The 297-nt window shown below is 41.4% G+C and carries 1 protein-coding gene; it reads left to right on the top strand.

Annotated elements, in window-relative coordinates; all coding sequences use genetic code 11:
* Positions 1-36: 36 nt before the first annotated feature.
* On the top strand, positions 37-297 hold a 261-nt coding region (locus SM755_RS23405), incomplete at its 3' end, for a hypothetical protein (RefSeq protein ID WP_323174803.1).

Here is a 297-nt window from a genome sequence, read left to right as displayed (position 1 = left end):
TCAAAGACCAAGACAATCCAAGGCTCATTGACTTACATGAACGGACAACAGAAAGAATACCACTCCGCCGACAGGAAGACAGTTTTGAGCAGCTTGGCTCAATTGCCAAAAGATCAGAAATCTCGTGCCGCTCAACTCATGAAATACGCACCATTCGGTATCCGTAATGCTGAAGTTCACGTTATTGATTCTAGAATTGAATTCAGCGGAAGTCAAAACGTTGAATATGTTGTATCTTTGGCATATGCTAAAAACCAAGAAAACTCAAAAACTCGTGGTTTGGCTTACGTCAACAAG

The sequence above is a fragment of the Natrialba sp. PRR66 genome, assembly GCF_034808065.1.
GTDB classification, from domain to species: Archaea; Halobacteriota; Halobacteria; order Halobacteriales; family Natrialbaceae; genus Natrialba; species Natrialba aegyptia.
The sequence above is the reverse complement of the archived record's forward strand: the minus strand, read 5'-3'. Positions and strand labels throughout refer to the sequence as shown.